This is a genomic window from uncultured Aquimarina sp., assembly GCF_947500065.1.
In the GTDB taxonomy this organism is placed as follows: Bacteria; Bacteroidota; Bacteroidia; order Flavobacteriales; family Flavobacteriaceae; genus Aquimarina.
On sequence record NZ_CANMQT010000009.1, the window covers coordinates 21,248 to 46,792 of the forward strand.

A 25,545-nucleotide genomic window follows, 5' to 3' on the forward strand; every position below is an offset into this window, starting at 1 on the left:
TCAGTATTTATTTGAGTTAGGAGATAATTCAATCATGGACTTAATACCTTCTACTGTTTTCTTTTCAATCTCATAGAATTTCTTTTCATAGTCATTATATATTTGGTTAATCCTATTATAGTCTTTTATTATTTTGTCTATTTTTTTTAATGCTAACCAAGAAGAATGGTCACTCTCAAATAGACTCATTCCTGGAAAAGTAATTCTGTTATTCCATATATGTTGTCTCTCCGTTTTTAGTTGATTGATTTCTTTTTTAACCTGTGGGTCTTGAGGGTTCTGGCCGTATTCAAGTTTAAACCAGGCTCGAAAGCCATTTGTATATCTCTTACCTTTATGAGTTTCAAAATAATCTATCAATTCCTTAAGTTCTTCTTTATAAAATCTATAGTTATTTCTGTTCTTTATCCATCTCTTGAAAACATCTGTAGTTGCAGCGCCTTCTAACTTGCTTTTAGCGTAGTTTTTAAAAAAGTTTTTAAATGATTTTTTTATAGCAGATTGCGTTATGTTTACGACAGTGCTCAATTTTCCATGTAACCAGTCAAAAGGTGCTAAAAACTCTCTTGTAGTTAAATGATAATCATAAAATATTTGAGGAACGAGACCGTCAGCTTGCAAAATTTTATAAATATCCTCAGGGTTGACAGGGTCAGATCTACGAATTTTTTTTTGTTCTATATCTTTTAAATATATAACAGGATCTCTGAACCCTTGAATGAAACTTATATTTAGACTTGATACGCAAAACCACTTAAAGAAATAATCGGTATCTATTGGTTCACTTCGAATAGTTACAATATCATTTTTTGTAGTTCTTAGTTCTTCATAAACTTTTTGGTTGGAAGCTAAGCTGTAATAATCTTTAGGTTGAGTTCTATCAATTTTAAAAAGGATTTTATTACCAATATCTAGATTGGAATGAATAGAAAATTCAGCAAAAACTCTTAATGGAGAACTCGTCATTTCTCCTTCTCCTCCTTCCCAATATACGTTTAAGTCCGAATTACCTTTTTTTATGATTAAAATTTGATCAGTACAAGGAATTGTTTTGTCTGAAAAAATTACATCAAAAACCAATTTAATTTCTTCTTCATTTTTATCAAACCAAGTAAATTTTGGTTTTACAGGGGTATCAGACCTAAAACTACCTAACCCCGATGCTGAAAGAATGAAATATGGTTGTCCATCCAAGTCCTTATGATCTTTTCTATATACCTTGAATTGACATGTTTGCACCAAAGGATCAAAATAATCGCATCTAAGATGTTTAGGTTTACCTACTTCAATGATGGTTTCTTTAGGAGGAGCTTCATTTGTTATCGTTCCGTTTGACATATTTTTTGTTAATTCATATGAATATTTATTCCCAATAGGCTCTTAATGTATATTTCTTATCATCGTCATTATTATCTCCTGTTCCTTTACCAGTTCCTACAGTTCCATTTTCTCCATCTTTGCTCTCATCATCTCCATCTTCATCTTTCTTCTTTGGTTTCTTCGGTTTCTTTGGCTTTACGTTGGTTACCACATCACCAGGAGGTAAACCGTCAGCAATAAAACTCATACCATCCATAGATACATTGAGCAATCCTAAGTTTTGTCCTGCTTTTGCTATAGCGTCATTATATTTACCACCGATTTTGCCAACGTATTTTTCCTTTAGGCTATCAATGTATCCACCAAAATCATCCATTCTTCCCAGATATTTTTCGGCTTTATCCATATCTTTTTGTAAATCTGCAGATTCTGCTTGGGCTTTGTCGATTTTCTTTTGCGCTTTATCGTATCCTAGTTTTTGTAATTTCTCATCAAACTCATTTTGAATTTTTGAATTTACTTTCGCTTTAGAACGGATAACGTTTTTGTCAATAGCACCTTGCGCTTTATCTTTAGTCTTATTCATTAAGATTTTGGATACTTCTCCTTTACCGGGAATAGGAGTAGGTCCAGCTTGAGATGGAATATATAGACTATATAATAGAGATAATGCTTTTTTACTATCCTCTCCATCATCAAAATTAGCATCTTTATTTATTGTAGTCACCTGTTCGGTCATATTGCTGTATTCTGTATCGGCGATGTTTTCTAGATTTTCTTGTTCAATTTTTTTCTGATCTAACCAATTTTCAAGTGGACCTTTATTTGATATACTGGGAATGCCTATTCCGCCATTAGCATCCTCATCGAGGTTGATAAGACTTGCAGTATTAATTTCTGTATTAAAATGACCTTCCAACGCATTAATTGAATCTTGGATTCCTTGTCCTACAAAAGCTTGTTCTTCTGCAGCCATACCGGTTGTAGCAATATCAAAAATTCCAGCATCGTCTAGACTAGGAATTTCAATTCCGTTAATCGTATCGGAAATTTGTGATTTAAGTTCTGGTACTTTCTGTTCTAAAGATGCCAGTTGCTGATCGATTTGTCCCTTAGAGAGATTAGCTTGATCAAGAATTCCTTTTGCTCCGGTAATCATATTTTGCATAGCTGGAGTATCAAACATTTGGCCTATTGGCTTTAAACCATCCAGTGCTGTTCCGATTTCTGTTGAAATACCTTCTGTTGCATTTTTTGCCATGTTGGCGACTTTATTAGCAGCTCCATTTATTTTTGCCTTTGCTTTATCTACCATATTGGGTTTTTTAGGACCCATAATTTCAGATTTAGCAGGTTCTGGTTCAAAACCTACAAAACCTCCTCCCGCAGTACAAATAAGTTCACTATGTTCTACTAAAGGGATAAACTTTTCAGAATTAACGGTAGGTTCTGCAGTGTCAATCCATTCAGTAAGAGCCGGAGTACAGGTTTTTGTTAATGTACCGGAGCATTTAGAGAATAGAGGAATGTTAACACCAGTAATTTTATCCATTTTAGTCACTATTGACTTTCCACCAATAGTTACTGTTTTAGTTGTGGATTTCATAGAAAGAAGTTCTCCTGGACACTTATCACATTTAATTTGAAAACCTTCGTATGATATTCGTTTTTCTACCATTATTTCTAACTCCTTTGTTTTTGATTATGAAGATTGAAGATATATTTATGTAGTTTTTAATTTGCTAATCTGCCTGTAACTATAGATTCCAGGTACTTCAACGTTTAATAGCATAGTAGCTTCTTCTATAATATCATCGTTATTTAAATCTAACGCTTCTAAATAATCACTTTCTATTTTTATATTGTATTTATGAACATCAAAAAGGTTGCTTATCAATGAGGATGCACTCTCTTCATCAAACTTAGGAGTATCAATGCCTCCTGATCTGATTACCTGATAACCTTGAGTTTCTTCATTTATAGCCACAACCTTAGTATTCATTCGAAAAGGCAATGCAGTGGTGTCAAAAAAATCATATATTACTTTTTGTTGTTTGACGGATTCTTGAGACAATAAATTTTGCTTGTATATTGGAGGGAATAGTAAAGTAGCAACCTCAGATTTCTTTACTAGATTTAAAAACTCTATATGGTCATTAATTATAGCGTCTACACCTTCTATAAATCCATCCACATTCTCCAGACTGTCTTTGTAGGTCTTTTTAAAAGTATTCTTATTGTCATCCCACTCTTCAGAAATTTCTCCACGGTTAACAATAGAAATGATATCACCATGTTCATCGGTATAGAGAATCAATTTTTTTTGCAAATTAGTAAGTTGATCTTCTATATCCAGAATATCCTCTTTGTTACTTTGAGTTCTATTAAGAACTTCTACAGAAAAAAGATAACCAATGGAGTCTTTTCTGATAAATGATTTTTTGACTTTACATCTAATTCTATTTTCGATAGGTTCTTCGGTAGATTTTATATACCTAAAAGTATCTATTTCATATGCTACAGAATATTCCTTCTTAAGAAACTCAATATCTTGTTTTTGAATTGTATTCATATTTAATTAATGTTGACTTTACCTCCTAATACTTTTACTTTGGCGCCATTAATTAAACTGGTCGCCGCCCCAGTTAAATTTAGAACACCTGCTGTAATAACGGTCAGAATAGCACCACTTTGTATATTGGTCATCACTGCCCCAGTAATAGAGATTCGTTTACCAAATACGGAAACACTTTTAGATCCATTTATAGAAACTTTAGAACCGGCCTTAGCCTTTACATCACTACCTGCATCCATACTAAAATTGGTCCCTGCACTAGAACTTATATCTTTCGCAGCTGTTGAGCTAATATTATTTCCAGCATTAACAGTCAGATCGTTACTTGCTTCTATAGCAATATCTGTAGAGGAAAAGGTGATCTTATTAGGCGCATTGATCGTAATTTCTCCATTACCGCCCATAACAATTGTGTTCCCACTTGGATCTGCAATGGTAACACTGCCATCAGCATCGTTAAGTGTTACTTGATTACCACTTCGGGTTTTGATAGCTTTTAAGTGATTATTACCACTTTTAAAACTTTCTGGTACAGACGATGCATTGGTTACACTTCCTTTGACAATAGGTAATTCTGCATTGCCTCCTTCGTGATCAACAATGACTTCATCTCCTTTTTCTGGAACAAAATACATTCCTTGACCAGGCCCACCTGCTAAACTTGCTTGACGGATCCAAGGCGAGGTTTCTCCTGTTTCTTTTTGCCAGGCATATTGTATTTTTACACGTCCCATTCCTTCTGGATCTACATTGTCTACTACAACTGCTGTTTGTGATTTGCCTTTAGGATATGCTTTAATAGAAGTTTTGGGATACGCATCAGTTTCTGCAGTAATAGCTTCAAAGGTATTTTCATATCTACCATTTTCAGTACAACTGTGTTTTATTTTTGTGATTCTATAACCTCCATATGATGATGTTTCTCCATCTATTAATATTGTACTTCCGACAGTGATACTGGGGTTACTGCTTTTTCCTGTTACTTTTATCTGATTAACTTCATTCGCTTGTTTTTGATGAAATACTTGATCATCTATCCTGGATTTCATTTGTGGATCATCATAAGCACTCACAAATACCTGGGTTTCTTTTTGAAACAGTTTATCACTTTTTTGACTTATTGTAGATATGAAGCCTTTAGCATTAGAGCTTAATTCCTTAGTCTTTACTTCGTGAAAACCGTCTGTTAGGTAATCATTGGTGAAATATTTGAAGTTATTAGGAATCGCTTCCGTTTTCATAGATAATTCAAGTAAATCATAACCGTATCGTAATTTTATAGGATCTTTATTCTCAGGTTTTCCAAATACTAATTGAGTACCATTGTAATAAAACCATTCTCCGTATTGAGCAGCCAATCTGCTTGCATATTGAAAAGCACTTTCTTCTTGTTGTACGCTATAATGAATAGGAGTAATTTTTTTTGGAGAAATGTGATATTGTAAAACCCCTTTGTCATATCCTGTAAAGGTTTTTTCCAAAATTTCTGAAATCCCAATATCTTGATGTGAAGTGTAATGAGGTCCGTCATCTGTAATAATACTACAGCTTTTTCCAATAATATGTACAAGATCTCCCGTTTGTTGATAGAAACCTTTCACGGTATTTATAGTAGTTACAATGCCTTTGAACTCTAATATTTCATTTTCAGAAAAACCATTCACAGACTGTATTTTTAATAAAAAAACAGTTCCTAAAAAATTAATGCTTTCTCCAGAAATATCATCTGTAACTAATTCTAATACATCCTTTCTGCAAACTAATTCAAAACTGTGATGTGAATCTATTTCCTGATGAAGGGACAAACTTTTGAATGCAGGTATAACTTCTCCATCTATAAATATTTGTACTTGTGTGTCTGTTGCCATAATAATGTTGAATTGAGATAAGAAATATCCTATTTGCACCCTTAAAGTAACATCAAGATCTCTCTTAAATTGGGAAATGGGGATGAATGGTTATTATATAAGGATGTTTGTAGCGGATTTTGTGGTTTTATAGAAAAACACTTATACTTAAACAGCTAGTAAGTAAAGTAATAAGGGCTTTTTCTTTAAAGAAAATTGTGGGTGGGCGAGATAAAAAAATATATAGTACAATTACATTGTTCCTTACATATTGACTGTTTGTCAACAAAATCTTCTCGAATGTCCACTGGATTATCTTACTTGATAATAAGACCATTAAGTTTATACTCAATTTAACAATATCATTTTAAAATTAAAAAGCAATGAACATTCAAAACAATTTTTTAAAAAACTTAGGAAAAGTAGCAGTAATACTATCTGTTTTATTCGTTACATCTTGTGGTAGTGATGATGATGGTGCAGTAGTTGATCAATTTGTTACCTTACCTACTACAGTATTGACATCATATACAGGAAACTTAGTATATACTCCTGGTGACGGTTCAGGACCAACCATTAATACAAGTGGTTCTGCTACTATAGCTGTATCAGGTAATACTTATACCATAAGTTTTAGTGATGGAGTTCCTTCATTGAGCGGTCTTGTATTTTTGTCAGGAGCTAATGGAAATTTTGTATCAGCTTCCTCTGGTGTTTCTACAACTGGTGTTTCAGTAGAAGATGGGGATTTAGCAGTAGGAGCTACAATTGGTGGAAACACTTGGGCGTTCTCTACGAACTAGAATCAATTTTATTTAGAATATCTATATGGAAGAGTGATTTTGGGGAAAATCACTCTTTCTTCTTTATATATAATAATTGATTGTTATATCTATTTTAAACATTCTATAATTCTCGAAACACATGAAACATAAACTCACATACAAAGCAATCACCATATTCTTATTTTGTGCTATAATAGTTGGATGCGGTAGTAAAAAATCATTAAAGACTGAAGTGATAAAACCTCCAATAGTTTCTCTTGATGCAACTGTAAAAAGAATCGGAATTCTTAATAGGAGCATACCATCTGATGAAAATGCAGGACTGGATCAGATTGATAAAATATTGTCAATCGAAGGGGAAAAACTTGACAAAGAAGGAGCAGAGCAAGCACTAATTGCCTTAAAAACTGCTTTGTTGAAGAATCCAAGATTTACAGAAGTAACCATATTGCCAATTAAATTAAAGGAGAATCCAGGAGGAGGAGTTTTTCCGTCATCATTAAGTTGGGATCAAATAGACAATCTTTGTAAAACAAATAACGTAGATGCCATTTTTACTTTAGCATTATATGATACAGACGCTAAGGCAACTTACACTGTTGCAGAGACTAAGATAGATGGTCCTTTAGGAATAAAAATACCAGCAATTGAACATAAAGTGAATATCGACACAAAGATAAAAACTGGTTGGCGTGTGTATGATCCTATTCGTAAAAAAATAAGTGATCAACTTTCAGTTAATGAAAAAACAAAATCTACTGGTAAGGGGATTAATCCAATAAAAGCAATTGAAGCTGCAACAAATAGAAAACAATCTGTCTTACAGATTAGCCAAAAAATAGCGAGCGATTACGCATTGAGGCTATTGCCTTATAAAGATAAGGTGTACCGAGATTATTATGTGAAAGCTACACCAAATTTTGAAATAGCCAAACGGAAAGTAGAAACAGGACAATGGGAAGGAGCTGCAGAATTGTGGGAAAAAGAATCGACTAACCAAGATCCTGAAATTGCAGGACAAGCTTGTTTTAACATGGCTTTTTATAATGAAATCAAAGGAGACTATACTAAAGCTATTGAATGGGCTACTAAGGCTTATACTGATTATGAAAATAAAAATGCACTCCGGTACATAGATGATTTAAAGGAAAGAATTGAGAATCAGAAAATAGTTGGTGAAAATTAGACTTTATAACTTTTTGAATCTATTACCAAACTAATGTTTTGATATGATTTTTCAAACGATGTTTGTCATCTACTCAATAGAATATGTTGATGCGCTATTGCTAAATTTTTAATCTTCAAAAATATGAAACCTGTATTTACACTACTTTTTGTTATTTTATCCCAATTCATTTTTTCACAAAATGGAAGTCTTTTTTATATGGTAGACGGAATTCCATCAGGAGCTTCAAGTATAGATGTATTTATTGATGCATTAATAGATGATTTTCCGGATAATGAGGCTCTCGGAAATGTCTTTTTTTCTATTGAAGAGATTGATGAAGTAAATATTTCCTCACCTATCTATACTGGAACAGTACTAGGAACCTTTAGTTTTGTTTTAGGAGAAGGGCAAAGCACATTTACAGAAACAATTGATCTTGTTTCAGGAGTTACTTTAACAGATGAATTACCAGAAGGAAGAGTATACAGGGTTGTTGCAGAAGGAGGTGTTATACAGGATTTTAATACTTTTGAGGATTTGGGTATTATGAGTGCATTTCCTGAATATCAAAAACTGGATTTTGGCGGTAATATTTTTGACTCCATAATTAATGTGTCTTTTGTTGATAAACCTAAAGAAGTAATTACTAATGATAATTTTATCATTAAAACAGAAATTAATACAAGCACTTTACCTGAATTTGACTTTGGAGAAATACGTTTTCAGATTCATGAAGTAGATGAAGAGGATTTATATACACTGGAAGATGTACCTAATCAATCATTTATTAGCCAAAGTTCTTCTATACAAATAAACGCTAGTGGTACTATTACTCATGATTTCACCTTGGCTGCACCGTCTGTAATAAGTAGTAGTTTACAGTCGGGAAGGGGTTATAGAGTTCGGGTTTTGAACACAGGAACTATTATAACATATCCATTTCCTTATAAATTGAATGTGTCAACAACACTTTCTGTTAACGATTTTAATATCAATCCTAAAAAAATCATCGTATATCCTAATCCCGCTATTCAAACAATCACAATAGATACAAATATTGTTAGTGATAGCTATAGAGTGTATAATCAATCTGGAAAAATGGTAAAAGAAGAAAAAGCTGATGGAACTTTAGATGTAGAAAATCTAAGTCCTGGTATTTATTTTTTAGTTACTGATAATGGTGCAACGAAGTTTGTGAAAAAGTAAAACTATTTCTTTCCAAAAATAGAATCCATGATAGTTCTTAACCCTCTAAAAGCCATAAATATAGCAAAAGCAGCTCCAATCAACCCTACAATTAATATTGGATAATAATATGGGTGATCTTGGTTTTTAAATGCTGAATGTATAATAACAGGGCTAATAAACATACATATCAATGCAATAGCCATTCGTTGTACTCCTTTACCCAATAATTCTTTATCTGTTCTCTTAGGCTCCATAATTGTTTATTGCTTCGCGAACACTACCATATTTTTCTAATAACTCGGCAGCTAATGTTCTTTTGATTTTTAATTCCTCCATAATCATACGTGTACCACGATCAACCAATTTGTTATTGCTGAGTTGCATATCGACCATTTTATTACCTTTTACTCTCCCTAACTGGATCATGGTAGCAGTTGATATCATGTTCAGAACTAATTTTTGAGCGGTACCTGCTTTCATACGGGAACTTCCGGTAACAAATTCCGGACCTACTGTTACCACAATAGGGTATTTTGCAGTTAATGCTAATGGACTTCCTTCATTACAGGTAATACAACCAGTAATGATATTAGATTCATTACATTTTTTTAGGGCTCCAATAACATAAGGTGTTGTACCAGAAGCTGCAATACCAATAACAACATCTTTTGTTGAAATCTGATAAGTTTCAAGATCTTTCCATCCTTGTTCGGTACTATCTTCCGCAAATTCTACAGCTTTTCTTATAGCGGGATCGCCACCAGCAATTAAACCAATAACCAGTTCATGAGGAACCCCAAAAGTAGGAGGGCATTCACTAGCATCTACAACACCTAAGCGACCACTGGTTCCTGCGCCCATATAGAAAAGTCTTCCTCCATTTTTTAGTTTTTCAACAATTTGAAAAACTAATACATCAATTTGGGGAATAGATTTTTCTACAGCATCCGGGACTGTTTTATCTTCTTTATTAATATTAGATAATAATTCAGAAATGGTCATCTTTTCCAGATGATTATATTTTGAAGCTTGTTCTGTTATTTTGGTAAACGCCATGCTTCAAAAATACTGATTTTCCTGATTACTCTTCAATAGTAAATTCAAAACGATTTGCTTCGGATAAATTAAAGTACCCTAAAGCAAAATTATCTGGATTTGTGGTGTTGATAATATTTCCTCTTATTTGTGCTGGAGGTGTCTGAAAAGGATTTCCTCCTTCTTGTTCGCTTTGTTCTATTAATAAGTTCGAATAGTTAAAGTATCGTTCATCTATTCCAAGAATTTTAATGGTTACTTCTTCACCTCCAATCATATCTTCATAAAAGTAGGAGAAGTTAAAAGCTTCACCTTGATAAAATCGATCTTCACTTGGGAGGTATAGATTGAAATCAAAATCAAATAAATAGAAATCTTCTCTATTACCATCATCTGTAAAGAAAACAATGACTTCGGTTTCATCTCCATCAAATAAGGTTCCATCTCCTTGTTCTATATTGTCAATAGCAACCGTTGGGATTAGTTGGGTTGTAGCTTTATAGGTTTCACCTTCATAAATAACAGTAAGTTCATAATCTGTATCAAATTCAGGAATAATATTTTGATTCTCTGGAATGAACAACCCAGGTTCTGTCAATGATTCTACAAAATTAAAAATAGAATTATCAGAAAGATTGGTAACAAATACAGTAGCATTACTAACCGTAGGCACATCATTATCAAAAAAAGGAGCTGATAAAGTGAGTTTTACACCACCTAATGCATCTACAGGAGTTTCGTCTAAATAAATCTCAAAAGAAGCGTCTATTACTAATCTTGGCTCTCCATTAGGAACATCTACATCAATAACATCTTCACAACTTGTAAAAATGGTAAGTCCGATTATGATAAAAAGTAGTTTTTTCATCTTTTTAAAATTTAAAATTATAGGTTACTGCAGGTACAATCCCAAAAATAGAAGTCCTTACCGCTTCATTGACAAAAGTTTCTGTGTTTTGACTAAAGGTAATCGAGGCGGCATTTCTACGATTATATAGATTATAAACACTAAAAACCCATTCTCCCTGCCATTTTCTATTTTTATTTTTTCTAGGTGTTAATGTTGCAGAAATATCCATACGATGATAAGCTGGTAAACGTTGATCATTACGTAAGCCATCATAAATGGGTACTATTAACCCTTGATATTCAAACTGCCCGGACGGGTAATTCGTCGGTTGTCCTGTTTGAAATAAGAAATTGGCATTAAATTTCCATTTTTTATTCAATTCATAACTTCCGTTAAAAGAAATATCGTGAGTTTTGTCATAAGGAGTGTTATACCATTGTCCATTGTTAATACCTGTTTCGACTGGAGTTCTTCCAGGTGTACGTTGTTCTGATTTAGATAAGGTATATGCTAGCCATCCTTTAAACTTTCCTTGATTCTTTCTGATTAAAAGTTCTAAACCATAAGCTCTGGCTTCACCGTTTAATATTTCTTGTTCAATAGCATCATTAGCGATAAGCTCAGCTCCGTCTATATAATCAATACGATTTTCAATGTCCTTGTAAAAAACTTCTGTTTCTACAGAATATGCATCGTCATTAATACTTTTAAAGAACCCAAACGCATATTGATTTAATAATTGTGGTTTTACATACTTCCCACTTGGTGTCCAAACATCTAGTGGAGTAGGAGAGCTGGTATTGGATAACAGATGCAGGTATTGAGCCATTCTGTTATAGCTGGCTTTTATAGAAGTATTATCATTAAAAGCATATGCTAATGCTAGTCTAGGTTCAAGATTGGTGAAGTTTTTTATTTGATCACTTCGACTAATTCTTTCAGTTCCTATAGGATCGGCAGCTTCATAAATCTGTAATGCTGAGTTAAATAATAATGGATTATCATTTTCATAGATATTCAATTCATCTTGCCCCAATCTTGTAAAATTGCTCAATCTTATTCCATATTGTAAAGAGAGGTTATTAGAAATTTTATGTTCTGCATCTATATAAACCCCTAATTCATTAGCGTATTTATCAATTAGTTTGTCTCGAATAATTCCGGAGTCATCACGATTTGGTTTGATCTCACCTGGATTGAACCGATAATAAATATCATTTATACCATAGTTAAGTTGAAAATTATCACTCAGGTAATGTTTTAAGTCATATTTTACATTAAAATTTCTAATTCCGGAATCCCATTCAAATCCTACAAAGTCTAATTCTAATCCATAAAAATAATCTGAATAGATCAAAGATAGATTAGAGAATAGTTTGTCTGAAAAAAGATGATTCCATCTTAGATTTAAAACGGTATTTCCATAGGTATTTCTAAAGCTTTCACTAATTGAGAACACATCACGACCAAAATATCCGGACACGAATATGTTGTTATTCTCATTAATCTTGTAATTTAATTTTGCATTGAGATCATAAAAATAGGCTACGTTGTCATTGCCATCATCTAATAAAGGTAGGAAAAGGTGTGCATAAGATGCTCGACCACCTACCAGAAAAGCTCCTTTATTTTTTACAATCGGACCTTCCGCGAGTAGTCTACTAGATACCAGTCCAAGCCCTCCACTAAGATGATACTCTTTACTATTCCCTTCTTTTTGATAAATATCTAACACTGATGAAACACGACCACCATATTTAGCAGGAATTCCTCCTTTATATAGTTTGATATCTTTGATGGCGTCTGGATTAAAAACCGAAAAGAATCCAAAAAGATGAGAAGAATTAAAGATGGTAGCTTCATCTAATAAAATTAGATTTTGATCCGCTGCACCACCACGTACGTTAAATCCAGAAGCTCCTTCTCCACCACTAGTTACTCCAGGTAATAGTACTATAGATTTAATGACATCGGCTTCGCCTAATACAACAGGTATTTGTTTAATGGTTCCTGCGGTTAGCTTATTCAGACTCATCTGAGGAGTCTTAATGTTGACTTTTTCTACATTTTCTGTAATTACTACTTCGTCTAACATCTCTGAAGCTTCTAATAATTGAAAATTCAACTTCTTATCTTCATTTAATATGATTTCCTGAATAATGTCTTTAAATCCTAAGTAACTAACCTGTAGTTTATAGGTTCCCTCAGGTAAGGTAATAGAATAAAAGCCATATTCATTGGTTACGACTCCTTTACCAATTTCGGGAAACAGTACATTCACACCAATTAGTGTTTCATTACTTGATTGCTCGGAAATGGTACCATTTATCGTAAATTTTTCTTGACTTATCAGGGAGCAATGAACTAGTAAACATAGCGTTACTAGCATTGTTTTAAGAGTGATATGTTTTTTCAAAAGAAAGTTTTTTTCTGTAGCACTAATAGAATAGACGAACTAATCCAAAATATGTTACGATTTTGATATATAAATATATTCTAATATGTTCCTTTAATTAAGATTTCCAGCAAAAACTAACGGGAGACCATTCTTCGGAGTATAAAGAATTACTATTTGCGGGTTTAACACGGGATTTGCGTTTAAGATATACTTGGTTGTTTTTTGAAAATACATAGTTAGTATCAATTTTTTTAGTTTCTACAATAACTTTCGTTTTCATTTGAGGCTTCAGTAACATTTCTTTCTTGTATTTAGTTATAACAATTTTTGTGCCTAATTGTATTTTTTGATAATGTACTAATACATTAAATTCTTGTTTTTTAACTAACCTTTTGTAAATCTTGGTTTTAAAACCCGATCATTTTTAATTAATTTTTAGGAACTTTTTTCTTATACCTGTTTCTTCCCAAGTTAAAAATGCCAACTTTTATACCCAAGCCTGCAGAAAATCCATTGATTCGATCCGTACCATTAGGGCGAATATTAAATTTGCTAGAGAATCTATATTTTACGCCTGCTTCTAGTTGTAGAAACCTAGATACATTAAATAGCAAACTTATTCCTGGTTCTGCTACAAGCACGATATCCCATTGATAGTCGTCCTCATTAAATTCATTATTATCATTGAATTGACCATCGATATAACTTACTGCTCCAGAACCTATTAATAATGGAAAAGAAAGGTTTACTCTTGATTTGCTAAATAGTATAGGTTCTAGATGAACTCCAGCATAAGCTCCTACTAGGTCATTTTTACTAGAAAAATTTAAATTGGTGGTTTCAAAAGCGTTTTCAGAATAAAATGCTTTTATGGAAAAACCTACCTCAAACTTTCTGTTGGCTACATATGCTAATTTTAGTCCTAATAAACCAGTACCCTCTCCATCGATTTCACCGTAAGCTGTATTAAAACCTAAATAGACACCATGCACAATATTCTTTCTGTCATTAAATTCTATATAATCATTGTTTTCTGATTTTTGCGCGCTTACTTGGTAGGTTATCTGTGTGATTAATAAAGTTAGTAAGATTCTTTTTAGATGTTTCATGATTGTTGATTGTTGTTGTTATAAGCATTGACAAGCAAATTTGATAAAGGTTGCTTTTTTTTGATTCCTTTTTCTAATAAAATATCACTGCTCTTCTTTTAATAGAATAACTCCTTTTTTACCAGTGATTAGAAATTTCCCTTTGGAATTATTACTTCCGTAGGTTGCTTTGATATTCCTTAACCTTTTTGCACTATTGATAACCTCATTTTTGATGTTTCGGAATGATTTAGGAATTCTTAGTAAACCTTGTTCTAGAGAAGCATCAAAATCGAAACTTAGATTGGAGATATTGATATTTAGTTCAGAAGATTTTTGATTTATGGTAATGTTTGCATCTGGTTTTAAAACGCTGTCTATCTTTAAATCTGCGACATCCATCATTAGATTAATGTTTTCTTTTACATGCTTTAGTTTAACATTAGAAAACCTGAGCTCTCCTTGTATTATTTTTAAATCTTCAATGGTAACTTTGTCTTTACTTGAGAATATTTCTAGATTGCCTACACTCTTAATATGTATAGTCGATCCGCTACTATTTATTCTTAAATCTTTAGAAGTTTCAAGGTCAAATTCACTATTTTTTAGTTCTATATTACCATAAGTGATAGACTTGGTTCTCAGGTTTCCAAATTTCATTTTGATGTTAGCATTGGTTAGATCATTGTTAATCCAAAGATCACCATGTTGAAGCTCCGTTTTTAATTTTCCATTCCATTCATTAATGATGATATCACCAAATTTGTTGGTTATTTGGATTTCTGAATTAATTGGCAAGTTGATATTATAATTTATCTGGACGTTTCCTTTATCAAAACCGAAAGGATTGGCTCTATTAAGTATTTTAGAAAAGAAACCACTGTTTTTTTCTTCAATGTTAGAAAAAACATTAATGAAGTCGTCAGATGAGGTTATGAATGGTTTAATTCTTTCTAAAAGATCTTTGGCATCAGCTTTCTCTTTTTTATTGACTAGAATATCAATAGTAATCTGTATTTCATTCTGATTCCACCCATTAATTGTGATATTACCGTATTTGTTTTCTAACTGTAGCTCTCCTGCATTAGTAAACTCGAACGATTTTTTAATCGTTTTAGATAACTTTTGCTGAGCGGAGAGATTATATCCAGAACTGATAATGATCAGTATCAGTAGTTTATAAAATATATCCTTCATTATCATTAGATTTTTTAGAATCGTTGATTAATTCTAATAGATTTTCTATTAATTCTATTCTTTTTTTATAATTTCTTACAATAGCTTCCAGTATGTACTCATTGTTTAGATTTTTCTTCATTTCTTCTTTTAAAAGCTCATACTCTTTGTCTAGTTCATCCATGAATGATAAGAACTCTTCTTTTTCTTCAGGTAGTAGTTTAGTGCTGTTTTCTACTAATTGAACTTGAAATGAGACCAATCCTTTATAATAGGTTTCAATATCTTTTAATTCTTGATTTGCAAGATTATTTTCTGCATTGGAAGCTGTAAAAAGGTTAGTCAAAGAAAACACCCCTATTAAAATTATAATCGTAGCGGCTATTTTCAGTATTGGAGATTGCCATAATTTCACAGTTTTTACTTTAGAAGTAGTATTAAGTTCAGAATCGATATGTTGCCATAACTTCTGCTTATCTACTTTATGTTCATCAAAGAGATGTTTGTTTTCTCTGATATGTTTTTCAAAATCATCCATTGCGTTATAGTGTCTTTATAATCTGAATTAGTTTTTTCTTTGCTCTATGATATTGAGATTTCGAAGTTGAGTTAGAGATTTCTAGAATCTCCGAAATTTCAATATGATCGTACCCTTCAATTAGATATAGGTTTATGATCTGTTTATATCCTTGAGGAAGAAGACTAATACCTTTTTTAATTTTTTCTATATCTATTGTATTAACAGGTTCATTTATTTCCTCTCTAATGTGATATTCATGATGTTCTAGAGGTGTAATTTGTATTTTTTTTGACTTTAAATGATTAATACTTTTATTAATGACTATCCTTTTTAACCAGGAACCAAAGGTACTCTCATACCTAAAAGAAGTAAGGTTTTTGAAAGCTTCCACAAAACTATCTTGTATTATATCCTCGGCATCTTCCTTTATACCAATCATACGCATACTAACATTATACATCGCATTCACATATAGCTCATATAGCTGATATTGAGAATTTCTATCACCAGACTTGCTTTTTTCTACAAGGTCTTTATGTGTATAAAGAATATTGGTTTCCAATTAATAGTTCTTGGTTGTAAGTTTCTCTAAAGTTACTTTTCTTTTCTAGTTATTACTATTGACAAAACAAAAAGTAAAGGGTTGCATCGGATGTATGTTTTTTTATTGAAGGCAATAAAAAAAAGCCTGAAAACATTATGTTTTCAGGCATATTCTTATTTTAAAGATGTACTTTAAGATTTACTGATAGGTGAAATATTGCAATCCTCCTTCGTTGCATACTACCAGAATTAATGTTTGATCTTTTTTCTGAAGTGTAGTGACTTCACGAGCATCTCCAATTACAGAAAAGCCGCTTTCTATTGCAGAAATCGCTTCAAAATTTCCTATTCCGTCTCCAAGTAGTACTGCACCTATGCTAGCGTCACTACGACCCATTTCGACATCTGTGTGATAATTATTTCCAGTAAGTATAAGGTCTAAGTTACCATCTTTATTAACATCAAACGGTAAAATACCGTGAACTTCAGAGAATTGTGCTGATTTGGGTAAGTTGTGGACTTCAAATGTTCCGTCACCTTTATTTTCAAAATGAGCACTACTAAATGTATGTGCTGAAAATTGTAGAGCACCTTCCATTTCTTTTTTAGAAAACATGGAATCCAGCGTTGCTTGCGAATACTGATGATATCTTTTAAATTTCTTTTTGATATCTGGATACTGCGTGGCTATTTCATCTAGTACATGTTTAGGATAACTTTTTCCATCACTGAAATAATAAAAAGGAAATGCATCAATCCGACCATTACGATCAAAATCTTTGACATAAATAGTGGCTGGTTGATCTTCTGAAGCTTTATAAAATGAGTTTTCGCCACGGTTTCCGGCAATCAAATCCAGGTCACCATCCTTATCTATATCTGCTGCGGAAACAGTATTCCACCATCCAGCTGTTTTTAAAAACCCAGCTTTATTTGTAATCTCAATGAATTTCGAATTATTATTCTTTAAAATAGTGATTGGCATCCATTCTCCTGCCAGAATCAAGTTTTTATTTCCATCATTGTCATAATCCATCCATAGCGCATCATTGATCATTCCTAGATTTCCGTTATTTGGCAATCGAGAAGAAGCATCAGTAAATATTCCATTGTTGTTGATGAGTAATTGACTTTGCTCCCCAATCGGGTAGGATAGAGGTTTAGCTCCGCCGCCTACAAATAAATCCAAATCACCATCGCCATCAATATCATGAGCTGTAACACAGGTTCCGTTTTGGAAATTCTTTGGTATCGCATTTTCAGATGCACTGAAATTACCTTTTCCATCATTTAGGTATAATCGGTCTTGATATAATGAAGAACCAGATGCTGAGGCATAGCCACCACTTACTACAAACAAATCAAGATCTTGATCGGCATCGACATCAAAAAAGAGCGCTTCTGCGTCTTCATAGGTTTTATCTGTTTCAAATGCAGTAATCTTCTTTTGTATGAATTTTCCCTGATTGTTTTGGACATATAAAATTCCGGGATATCCTGTTGCACCGCCTATGTATACATCTTCTAGTCCATCATTATTTATATCTCCTTTTGATATAAAAGGACCTTTATTAGATAGCTTGTGTTCTAATAAGGGCTCATGTTTAAAATCGATATAATCATTTTCCTGATGCCGAAAACTGGGAGAAAAAAGATCTTTGGTTTTTGTTAGTAAAGTTTTTTTACTTTTTTCTAAAGGAGTTCTATTAATTGCGTCTTCAATATTTAATTGAATACGTTGATTAGCAGCAATATTATTAAGTTGTTGATATTTCCCATTGGGCCATACAACGGATATTGAAGTAATATTTTTGTGAGACCCTACTCCAAAATGTAATATGGATTCTCCAGAACTAAGATATCCTCGATAGGGAGAACATTCTTGATATTGTAACCCATCTTGGGTGGTTACCGTTACTTTAGCACCGATACCTGATGAGTTATTTTTACTACCCTTTAGTTGAACAGATAAATAATGATGATTAGACTTTAGTTCTCTACTATTGTTTCGGTATAAAAATGCCTCTTGATTAAAATTGTTAGTAATCAGATCCAGGTCACCGTCCTGATCCAAATCTGCGTATACTGCGCCATTGGAAAAAGAGGGTTTGTCAAATCCCCAGGAAACGGATTTTTTGGAAAATGAAAGATCTCCGTTGTTCTTGTAAATATAATTTGCGACCGGAGTTGATGAAATTAAGTTTAATAGTTTCATGCTATTAAACTTTTTAGAGCCTCCTCCCGATGTAATAGCTGTATTAGAATCATATTTCAAGAAATCCATATCGGTTATATTTCTATAAAACCCATTGGAGATAAAGAGATCCTTAAAACCATCATTATCGTAATCCGCAAGTAAAGGTGTCCAGCTCCAATCTGTGTGGGAGATACCTGATAATTGACCAATCTCACTAAAGGTACCATTGCCATTATTAAGTTGTAATGTATTACGCATCACTTGATGCCCTAAACCAATTTTTACCGCAATATGATACATATCATAAGGACTTTGTCCTTTTAGCTGTTTTTGTCGATAGTTATGTTCTGCCATCATATCTAGATTGATCACATCTAAATGCCCGTCATTATTAAAATCCGCTACATCTGATCCCATAGAGTTTCTACTCATGTGAAAAAACATGTCATCTATAGAATCCGTAAATGAACCATCTCCATTATTGATATAAAAATGATCTTTGTCCAAGTAATCGTTTGCTACATATAGATCAATCCATCCATCCTTATTAATATCAGTAGGAGTAACACTTAAGCCAAAGGCCCTATTGAGTAAGCCTGCTTTTTTAGTAACCTCCGAAAATGTACCATTTCCATTATTTCGATACAATCGATCACTAACATTTTCATAGTTGGTATTTTTATATAATATTGTATTACCTTCTTTATCGTTAGCCGTTTTTATACTTTGAGCATCTATAAAATCTACGCGATGGTTAAGCAGATACATATCCAGATCACCATCGTTATCATAATCAAAAAAAGAAGCTTGGTTAGAAAAGCTCTGATCATTTAGTCCATATTCTGCTGCTTTATTTGTAAAAGTGAGATCTTGGTTATTAATAAGTAAAATGTTTTCTCGTAGTTCAGGTTCGCCGGCTAAAGAACGACAGATGTATATATCTTGGTAACCATCATTATTGATGTCTATCATAGAAGTACCTGTGCTGAACCCAGAATGTAATACTCCTGCAGTTTTAGATATTTGTTGAAATTTTAGATCACCTTTGTTTAAGAAAAGTCCTCCACCAGATAGATTTCCTGAAAGAAAAACATCTGGTAATCCGTCATTATTAATATCTCCCACAGAAACACCACCACCACCATAGATGTATTCATAGGTAATAATATTAAATGTTTCATTTTCTTTAAGTTTATTGACAAAATATAAACCAGTTTCTTTGGGATCTGTTAGAGTAAATAAAGTTTTTTCTTCTTTAGAATTCCCTTGTTTATTTGTGTTGTCAATAATATCTCGATCTTTTTGTTTACAGGAGGTAGCTGAAATTAATGCTATGATAATAAGGGTGTTGAATGATATAAAACGGTTAGATTTCATTGTTTTTTTTTGGTGTATAAAAGCTTTGGTGTATTTTGAGAGTTGGTATTACTTTCTTTCGTAAAACTACATAATTTTTATTTGAACAATTTTAAACCTTTTGTTTGTTAAGGAGCATATTATTTTCCTATGTTTTGAACATAGAGTGTTATAAAAAAACGCCATATAAAAGTTTTATATGGCGTTTTTTTATGTGAAAGATAAGTTTTTATCCTATAATCTTATTAAGCGTTTCACTAGGTCTCATGGCATTAGCAACTTTAGTAACATCTGGCCAGTAATAACCGCCCATATCCACTGCGCTTCCCTGAGCATCGATTAACTCCTGAAGAATCTTAGCTTCATTATCGGCTAGTTGTTGTGCAATAGAACTAAATTCTGCTTGTAGATCCGTATCTTGAGATTGTGCTGCCAATTCTTGAGCCCAATATAAAGCTAGGTAGAAATGACTTCCTCTGTTATCAAGTTCATTCACTTTTCTAGATGGAGATTTTTTGTTTTCTAAAAACTCTTCAGTTGCTTTGTCTAATGCTTCAGCAATTATCAAAGCTTTTTGATTGTTATTAGTTTCTCCTAAATGTTCTAAAGAAACGGCAAGTGCTAAAAATTCACCAAGAGAATCCCAACGTAAATGACCTTCTTTATTAAACTGTTGTACATGTTTAGGAGCAGATCCACCAGCTCCAGTTTCGAATAAACCTCCACCATTCATTAATGGAACAATAGAAAGCATTTTTGCACTGGTTCCAAGTTCTAGAATAGGGAAGAGGTCTGTATTATAATCACGTAATACATTTCCGGTTACAGAAATTGTGTCTTTTCCGTCTTTTATTCTTTCTAAAGAGAAACGTGTCGCTTCTACCGGAGATAAGATTCTGATATCAAGTCCCGTAGTATCGTGTTCTGGTAAGTATTCATTTACTTTTTCGATTAAACTCGCATCATGTGCTCTATTTTTATCTAGCCAGAATATAGCTGGAGTATTAGTAGCACGAGCTCTACTCACTGCTAACTTTACCCAGTCTTTTACCGGAGCGTCTTTAGTTTGACACATTCTCCAGATATCTCCTTCTTCTACTGTATGTTCAATCAAAACAGTACCTGTTTTATCTACTACACGTACAGATCCGGTTCCTTTAATTTCAAAAGTTTTATCGTGAGAACCGTACTCTTCAGCTTTTTTGGCCATCAAGCCTACATTAGGAACAGTTCCCATAGTAGTTGGGTCAAAAGCACCATGTTTTTTACAGAAATCTATAGTTTCTTGGTATATACCAGCATAACTACTATCCGGAATAACAGCTTTAGTGTCTTGTGTATTACCATTAGCATCCCACATCTGACCTGAAGTACGAATCATAGCTGGCATAGAAGCATCGATAATCACATCACTAGGAACATGCAGGTTAGTAATTCCTTGATCAGAATTTACCATAGCTAATTCAGGACCGTTTTCATAACAAGCTTTGATGTCAGCTTCTATTTCAGCTCTCTTAGTAGCATCTGGAATTTTCTTTAATTTGTTGATAAGATCACCAAAACCATTATTTACTTCAACGCCTATTTCTTCTAGTGTTTCACCGTGTTTTTGGAAAACATCTTTAAAGAAAACTTCTACAGCGTGTCCAAAGATAATAGGATCTGATACCTTCATCATGGTTGCTTTCATATGTAATGAAAATAACACATTCTTATCCTTTGCATCTGCTATTTGCTCTTCTAGAAAGGAAATCAATGCTTTTTTACTCATTACAGAAGCATCTATGATCTCACTAGCAAGCAATGCAGTCTTTTCTTTTAAAATAGTTGTATTTCCGTTAGTATCTACAAATTCAATTTTTACATCACCAGCCTCAGCGACAGTAACAGATTTTTCATTAGAACGAAAATCTCCACTTGCCATGGTAGCTACGTGTGTTTTGGAATCACTACTCCAGGCCCCCATAGAATGCGGGTTTTTTCTTGCGTATTGTTTTACTGGTTTAGGAGCTCTACGATCAGAGTTTCCTTCTCTTAAAACAGGATTTACCGCACTTCCTTTTATTTTGTTATATCTATTTTTGATTTCCTTTTCGGCATCATTTCCTGGCTCTTCAGGATAATTAGGAATATTGAAACCTTGTAATTGTAACTCTGCTATTGCAGCTTTTAATTGAGGAACCGAAGCACTTATATTAGGAAGCTTGATGATATTAGCTTCTTTTTTCAGTGCTAGTTCACCAAGCTCTGCCAAAGCGTTTACCTGTTTTTGCTTATCTGAAAGATTCTCTGGGAAAATTGCTAAAATTCTTGCGGCAAGAGATATGTCTTTAGTCTCTATATCTATATTGGCTGCTTTAGTGAATTTTTTGACAATTGGTAAAAAAGAATATGTAGCTAATGCAGGTGCTTCATCAGTTTTTGTGTAAACAATTTTTGAGGATTCAATTCCCATATTTTTTTGATTTTAATAGGAGATCTATTTTGCCCTTCAGGCTGGATACCCTATATATTATACTGTCTATTAAGGAAATAATTAGTTGTCTAACTTTTCTTGGACAAATAATATTTACCTTTTATTTTATACTGGCAGAATACTAAGTGTTATCTAATAGTATTCGCAGTAAGATTTTCCGAGCGCGAAGATACGAATATAGGGAGGTAAATGCAACCTGTACGTTGTTAGTTTTGCGTTAAAGGAATTGAATTATAAATCTTTAAAAAAGAAAGGATAGAAAAAATGGTAGTGGTAAAAAAGAGGGCTTAATTTGAGAATAGTTATAAAAGTAAAAAGCCATATCATAATACGAATACCTTGATATGGCTTTTGTGCAGAAATAATAATCGTGTTAGCTGTTTTACCCGCTATGAAATAATAACTTTCGTTAATTTATACCAGAATTGTTATTTCTGTTTTTGAGCAGATTTAAATTTGTAAAAGAAAATACGTTATTAATCTAAATACTACTCAAGTGATTATTACGAACGCTTTTGTATCTAAATTACTAATGTAATTTTTTGTTTTTTCATCCGAATAATCTAATGCCACTTAAAATTAAAAAGGTGTCAAAATTTAATTTTTTCTTTTGAATTTCATTCTGAAATGATTTTAAAGAGAACCCTTAAAGTGATTTCAACGATGTACTCAAAAAAATAACTTTCATTTTATATTTATCCTAATTTTAAGATGGTTTATGTAAAATGTTCAAAGAACGTGTTTAGAAAAAATATAGATCAGGAATCCTTGTGTCATCTTGATATTATTATATCATTTCTTTTATAAAAATAACAAAAATAAATTAGTGGATCGATTGTTTGTATAGTTTTAGTTATCAACTGGTTATGAACTATAGTTATTAACTTTTGTTCATAAAAAAAGGCTGCCATTTGGCAACCTTTATATTGTATAAGAAGTAAGAATTAACTTCTTTTTTCTTTGATACGTGCTTTCTTACCTGTAAGTTCTCTAAAGTAGAATATACGTGCTCTACGAACTTTACCTCTTTTGTTAACTTCAATTTTCTGAAGTGCTGGTAAGTTAATAGGGAAAATACGTTCTACACCTACTGTTCCAGACATTTTTCTAATTGTAAAAGTTTCACTAGAACTAGAACCTCTTCTTTGGATAACAACTCCTCTAAAGAACTGAGTACGTGTCTTGTTTCCTTCTTTAATTTCGTAATATACTGTTATTGTATCACCTGCTGCAAATTCAGGTAATTCTTTTCTTGTAACAAATTCGTCTTGTACGAATTTTACTAAATCTTCCATTTTGAGATAGTTTACTTATGTTTCATTAAAGCAACATTCACGATTCTCGCCAGAGGTTATTTTAATCAGGGTGCAAAAATAAGTATTATTTAATGATTTGCAAGTATTTATATTATTAATTATTTACTATTGCTATTGGTTACCAGATATAAATAGAAAACTGTTTTGATTCTAAAATAATTTCCTTCTAGGGATGTAAATTGATAACTAATAGTAAATTATAAAGATTATTCATTTTTACCGAGTAAATCCGGTCTGCGTTCCTTCGTTCTTTGGTATGCTTGTTCTTCTCTCCACGCTTCAATTTTTGGGAAATTTCCAGAAGTAAGTACTTCAGGAACTTTCCATCCCTTATAATCTGCCGGTCTTGTATATATAGGAGGTGCTAACAAATCATCCTGAAACGAATCTGTTAATGCAGAGGTTTCATTACCTAACACACCAGGAATTAGTCTAATAATTGCATCACACAAAATCAAAGCACCTAATTCTCCTCCTGAAAGCACATAATCACCAACGGATATCTCTTTTGTAATAAAATGATCTCTAACGCGTTGGTCTACACCTTTATAATGACCACAAAGAATGATTAAATTACCTTTTAATGATAATTGATTTGCGATCCCTTGATTTAAGGTTTCTCCATCAGGAGTCATATAGATGATATCATCATATGTTCTTTCTGCTTTTAATTCAGAGATGCATTTATCGATAGGTTCTACCATCATTACCATACCAGCACCACCACCAAATTGATAATCATCTACTTGCTTGTAATTGTTGGTAGTATAATCTCTAAGATTATGGAAGTGAACTTCTACCAGCTCCTTTTCTATAGATCGCTTCATGATGGAAGCTTCAAAAGGGCTTTTTAAAATGTCAGGTACAACAGTTATAATATCTATTCGCATCTTTTATGATTAAGATTTGCAAAGATGCAAAACAATACAGTAAAAATCCAGAGAATTGGTATTACTTCGCTCCAGTTTTACGTTGCTTATTGATTTCATCCTGAAGTTTACGCATTACTTTTTGTTCTCTCTCTAGTGCCCTACGTCTGTGATCCTCAAACTCGGCTTCTGTTTCTGCTAAAGCTTTTTTCGCTTGTACTGTAACTGAGTTGCTATTTTTAAATTTAAAAACAAAGAATGCCAATAGTGCTAAAAGCGCTCCAACTATAGTCCACATCATAGTTTTGTAACTTCCCTTCGTAAAGGATATTCCAAGAAAAGTCATACTGTCTTTTTCTTCTGTCACAGCCGAAAGATCTCCATTTGTTTTTGCTAGAGATGCTTCTAGACTTGATATAGAGGCTTGTTGTTCAGTAATTTTTTGATTAGAACTATTTAATTTGGATTCTAGTGTTTTAAGAGAATCTATAGTGTTTCCCTTTAGTTTATCTAACCAAACACGTTTTACTACTTTGTATTCTTGATACCTTCCAGATTTTTTAATTACGACATCAAATTGCGTTTGAATATTCTCTTGTTGTAATGCCTGTTCTGCTGTAAGGCTCTCTTCCTGTGCCTGGATGGTTTCAAAGATAGGAAATAGAGCTATTAAAACTAATAGGTATTTTGATAATTTCATGTGTGAATTTTGGTTTTTTAATGGTTGATTAAAACTTTAAGATTTATAAATTAAACTTCATTTTTATGCGCCCAATAAAGTTGTTTATTTATCGAAATGTTTTGCTCTTGTTTTACGTTAGTCTTTAATTAATTGTAA

At 32.6% G+C, this 25,545-nt stretch carries 20 protein-coding genes; 3 read left to right on the forward strand and 17 right to left on the reverse strand.

Annotated features, from left to right (window positions below; all coding sequences use genetic code 11):
• From Q0975_RS21370 to Q0975_RS21385, 4 genes are read right to left on the reverse strand one after another with little or no spacing between them, the layout of a single operon-like run.
• Entirely contained in the window at positions 1-1,338 is a 1,338-nt protein-coding gene (locus Q0975_RS21370; RefSeq protein ID WP_299440427.1) for a hypothetical protein, read from the reverse strand.
• A 25-nt stretch (positions 1,339-1,363) separates the two neighbouring features.
• On the reverse strand, positions 1,364-2,998 hold the full coding sequence (locus Q0975_RS21375) for a PAAR-like protein (RefSeq protein ID WP_299440429.1): 1,635 nt from the start codon (positions 2,996-2,998) through the stop codon (positions 1,364-1,366).
• A gap of 45 nt (positions 2,999-3,043) precedes the next feature.
• Positions 3,044-3,892 (reverse strand): hypothetical protein, encoded by an 849-nt coding sequence (locus Q0975_RS21380; protein WP_299440431.1) that lies wholly within the window; start codon positions 3,890-3,892, stop codon positions 3,044-3,046.
• 2 nt (positions 3,893-3,894) lie between these two features.
• Positions 3,895-5,763, reverse strand: a complete 1,869-nt coding sequence (locus Q0975_RS21385; protein WP_299440433.1) for a phage baseplate assembly protein V — start codon at positions 5,761-5,763, stop codon at positions 3,895-3,897.
• A gap of 362 nt (positions 5,764-6,125) precedes the next feature.
• On the opposite strand from Q0975_RS21385, the gene Q0975_RS21390 reads away from it, so the two are divergent.
• The 3 genes from Q0975_RS21390 (at position 6,126) to Q0975_RS21400 (ending at position 8,901) form a co-directional block, all read left to right on the forward strand.
• Positions 6,126-6,545, forward strand: coding sequence for a hypothetical protein (locus Q0975_RS21390; RefSeq protein WP_299440435.1), 420 nt, complete (start codon positions 6,126-6,128; stop codon positions 6,543-6,545).
• A 121-nt stretch (positions 6,546-6,666) separates the two neighbouring features.
• Positions 6,667-7,713, forward strand: a complete 1,047-nt coding sequence (locus Q0975_RS21395) for a DUF6340 family protein (protein WP_299440437.1) — start codon at positions 6,667-6,669, stop codon at positions 7,711-7,713.
• Between the two features lie 123 nt (positions 7,714-7,836).
• Positions 7,837-8,901 carry a T9SS type A sorting domain-containing protein gene (locus Q0975_RS21400; RefSeq protein ID WP_299440439.1) on the forward strand — a complete coding sequence of 355 codons (1,065 nt, stop codon included), beginning with the start codon at positions 7,837-7,839 and terminating at the stop codon, positions 8,899-8,901.
• Between the two features lie 2 nt (positions 8,902-8,903).
• Here the strand turns inward: Q0975_RS21400 and Q0975_RS21405 are convergent, their stop codons facing one another.
• The 13 genes from Q0975_RS21405 to Q0975_RS21465 all read right to left on the reverse strand — a co-directional run bounded on the left by Q0975_RS21405 (position 8,904) and on the right by Q0975_RS21465 (position 25,407).
• Positions 8,904-9,137 carry a DUF6095 family protein gene (locus tag Q0975_RS21405; RefSeq protein WP_299440441.1) on the reverse strand — a complete coding sequence of 78 codons (234 nt, stop codon included), beginning with the start codon at positions 9,135-9,137 and terminating at the stop codon, positions 8,904-8,906.
• On the reverse strand, positions 9,127-9,939 hold the full coding sequence (gene murQ, locus Q0975_RS21410; RefSeq protein ID WP_299440443.1) for an N-acetylmuramic acid 6-phosphate etherase: 813 nt from the start codon (positions 9,937-9,939) through the stop codon (positions 9,127-9,129). Before murQ ends, Q0975_RS21405 begins: the two co-directional genes overlap by 11 nt.
• Positions 9,940-9,964: 25 nt before the next feature.
• Positions 9,965-10,786 carry a DUF4249 family protein gene (locus Q0975_RS21415; RefSeq protein WP_299440445.1) on the reverse strand — a complete coding sequence of 274 codons (822 nt, stop codon included), beginning with the start codon at positions 10,784-10,786 and terminating at the stop codon, positions 9,965-9,967.
• Between the two features lie 4 nt (positions 10,787-10,790).
• Entirely contained in the window at positions 10,791-13,157 is a 2,367-nt protein-coding gene (locus Q0975_RS21420) for a TonB-dependent receptor (protein WP_299440923.1), read from the reverse strand.
• Positions 13,158-13,594: 437 nt separating this feature from the next.
• On the reverse strand, positions 13,595-14,275 hold the full coding sequence (locus Q0975_RS21425; protein WP_299440447.1) for a hypothetical protein: 681 nt from the start codon (positions 14,273-14,275) through the stop codon (positions 13,595-13,597).
• Between the two features lie 84 nt (positions 14,276-14,359).
• The gene (locus Q0975_RS21430) at positions 14,360-15,451 is read right to left on the reverse strand and encodes a hypothetical protein (protein ID WP_299440449.1); all 1,092 of its coding nucleotides are present in this window, start codon (positions 15,449-15,451) and stop codon (positions 14,360-14,362) included.
• The gene (locus Q0975_RS21435) at positions 15,432-15,968 is read right to left on the reverse strand and encodes a hypothetical protein (RefSeq protein ID WP_299440451.1); all 537 of its coding nucleotides are present in this window, start codon (positions 15,966-15,968) and stop codon (positions 15,432-15,434) included. The genes Q0975_RS21430 and Q0975_RS21435 overlap by 20 nt, the downstream gene beginning before the upstream one ends.
• Positions 15,969-15,972: 4 nt before the next feature.
• The gene (locus Q0975_RS21440; protein WP_299440453.1) at positions 15,973-16,512 is read right to left on the reverse strand and encodes an RNA polymerase sigma factor; all 540 of its coding nucleotides are present in this window, start codon (positions 16,510-16,512) and stop codon (positions 15,973-15,975) included.
• Positions 16,513-16,692: 180 nt separating this feature from the next.
• Positions 16,693-20,067, reverse strand: coding sequence for a VCBS repeat-containing protein (locus Q0975_RS21445; protein ID WP_299440455.1), 3,375 nt, complete (start codon positions 20,065-20,067; stop codon positions 16,693-16,695).
• Between the two features lie 208 nt (positions 20,068-20,275).
• The gene (locus Q0975_RS21450) at positions 20,276-22,501 is read right to left on the reverse strand and encodes an NADP-dependent isocitrate dehydrogenase (protein WP_299440457.1); all 2,226 of its coding nucleotides are present in this window, start codon (positions 22,499-22,501) and stop codon (positions 20,276-20,278) included.
• Positions 22,502-23,466: 965 nt separating this feature from the next.
• The gene (gene rplS, locus Q0975_RS21455; RefSeq protein ID WP_299440459.1) at positions 23,467-23,817 is read right to left on the reverse strand and encodes a 50S ribosomal protein L19; all 351 of its coding nucleotides are present in this window, start codon (positions 23,815-23,817) and stop codon (positions 23,467-23,469) included.
• A 227-nt stretch (positions 23,818-24,044) separates the two neighbouring features.
• Complete coding sequence (trmD, locus tag Q0975_RS21460) at positions 24,045-24,728, reverse strand: tRNA (guanosine(37)-N1)-methyltransferase TrmD (protein ID WP_299440461.1); 684 nt, start codon at positions 24,726-24,728, stop codon at positions 24,045-24,047.
• A 61-nt stretch (positions 24,729-24,789) separates the two neighbouring features.
• Positions 24,790-25,407, reverse strand: a complete 618-nt coding sequence (locus tag Q0975_RS21465; RefSeq protein ID WP_299440463.1) for a tRNA (guanine-N1)-methyltransferase — start codon at positions 25,405-25,407, stop codon at positions 24,790-24,792.
• Positions 25,408-25,545 lie beyond the last annotated feature (138 nt).

What these genes read in the sequence shown, in the direction of transcription:
- Q0975_RS21405 (WP_299440441.1), bottom strand. Translation starts at nt 9,137, where the DNA reads ATGGAGCCTAAGAGAACAGATAAAGAATTATTGGGTAAAGGAGTACAA.
- Q0975_RS21370 (WP_299440427.1), bottom strand. Translation starts at nt 1,338, where the DNA reads ATGTCAAACGGAACGATAACAAATGAAGCTCCTCCTAAAGAAACCATC.
- Q0975_RS21415 (WP_299440445.1), bottom strand. Translation starts at nt 10,786, where the DNA reads ATGAAAAAACTACTTTTTATCATAATCGGACTTACCATTTTTACAAGT.
- Q0975_RS21390 (WP_299440435.1), top strand. Translation starts at nt 6,126, where the DNA reads ATGAACATTCAAAACAATTTTTTAAAAAACTTAGGAAAAGTAGCAGTA.
- Q0975_RS21380 (WP_299440431.1), bottom strand. Translation starts at nt 3,892, where the DNA reads ATGAATACAATTCAAAAACAAGATATTGAGTTTCTTAAGAAGGAATAT.
- Q0975_RS21430 (WP_299440449.1), bottom strand. Translation starts at nt 15,451, where the DNA reads ATGAAGGATATATTTTATAAACTACTGATACTGATCATTATCAGTTCT.
- rplS (WP_299440459.1), bottom strand. Translation starts at nt 23,817, where the DNA reads ATGGAAGATTTAGTAAAATTCGTACAAGACGAATTTGTTACAAGAAAA.
- Q0975_RS21450 (WP_299440457.1), bottom strand. Translation starts at nt 22,501, where the DNA reads ATGGGAATTGAATCCTCAAAAATTGTTTACACAAAAACTGATGAAGCA.
- Q0975_RS21400 (WP_299440439.1), top strand. Translation starts at nt 7,837, where the DNA reads ATGAAACCTGTATTTACACTACTTTTTGTTATTTTATCCCAATTCATT.
- Q0975_RS21420 (WP_299440923.1), bottom strand. Translation starts at nt 13,157, where the DNA reads ATGCTAGTAACGCTATGTTTACTAGTTCATTGCTCCCTGATAAGTCAA.
- Q0975_RS21465 (WP_299440463.1), bottom strand. Translation starts at nt 25,407, where the DNA reads ATGAAATTATCAAAATACCTATTAGTTTTAATAGCTCTATTTCCTATC.
- trmD (WP_299440461.1), bottom strand. Translation starts at nt 24,728, where the DNA reads ATGCGAATAGATATTATAACTGTTGTACCTGACATTTTAAAAAGCCCT.
- Q0975_RS21385 (WP_299440433.1), bottom strand. Translation starts at nt 5,763, where the DNA reads ATGGCAACAGACACACAAGTACAAATATTTATAGATGGAGAAGTTATA.
- Q0975_RS21445 (WP_299440455.1), bottom strand. Translation starts at nt 20,067, where the DNA reads ATGAAATCTAACCGTTTTATATCATTCAACACCCTTATTATCATAGCA.
- Q0975_RS21425 (WP_299440447.1), bottom strand. Translation starts at nt 14,275, where the DNA reads ATGAAACATCTAAAAAGAATCTTACTAACTTTATTAATCACACAGATA.
- Q0975_RS21375 (WP_299440429.1), bottom strand. Translation starts at nt 2,998, where the DNA reads ATGGTAGAAAAACGAATATCATACGAAGGTTTTCAAATTAAATGTGAT.
- murQ (WP_299440443.1), bottom strand. Translation starts at nt 9,939, where the DNA reads ATGGCGTTTACCAAAATAACAGAACAAGCTTCAAAATATAATCATCTG.
- Q0975_RS21435 (WP_299440451.1), bottom strand. Translation starts at nt 15,968, where the DNA reads ATGGATGATTTTGAAAAACATATCAGAGAAAACAAACATCTCTTTGAT.
- Q0975_RS21395 (WP_299440437.1), top strand. Translation starts at nt 6,667, where the DNA reads ATGAAACATAAACTCACATACAAAGCAATCACCATATTCTTATTTTGT.